This is a genomic window from Novosphingobium sp. 18050 (genome assembly GCF_902706195.1).
Taxonomy (GTDB): domain Bacteria; phylum Pseudomonadota; class Alphaproteobacteria; order Sphingomonadales; family Sphingomonadaceae; genus Novosphingobium.
The window spans coordinates 1-455 of the sequence record NZ_CACSJO010000085.1; the positions used below are offsets into that span (position 1 = coordinate 1).

Below are 455 nucleotides of genomic sequence, written 5' to 3' on the forward strand. Positions count from 1 at the left end.
CTCTTCGGCTTCGGGGCCGGCGTGATGCTCGCCGCGTGTTCGTTCTCGCTGATCATCCCCGGGCTGGCCGCGGCGAAGGACAACGGCGCGGATGCGTGGGGCGCGGGCGGCATCATCGGCGGCTCCATCCTTTTGGGCGGGCTCGCGCTGCTGGCGATGGAGCGGCTGCTCCCGCACGAGCATTTCATCAAGGGCGTGGAGGGCGGCCCGTCGCCGCGCACGCTGCGGCGCACCTGGCTGTTCGTGTTCGCGATCGCGCTGCACAACCTGCCGGAGGGGCTGGCGATCGGCGTGGCCTACGGCGGGACCAGCCCGGTGCAGGCCGGCACGCTCACGGCCGGCATCGCGATCCAGGACGTCCCGGAGGGGCTGGTGGTGGCGGTGGCGCTGCTGGCCGCGGGCTACAGGCGCTGGCTGGCGGTGCTGCTCGGCATGGCCTCCGGCCTGGTGGAGCC

1 protein-coding gene is annotated in these 455 nt (G+C 73.6%); it reads left to right on the plus strand.

Annotation, left to right across the window (positions count from 1 at the left end; all coding sequences use genetic code 11):
• On the plus strand, nt 1-455 hold a 455-nt coding region (locus GVL61_RS24475; protein WP_159983874.1), incomplete at both ends, for a ZIP family metal transporter.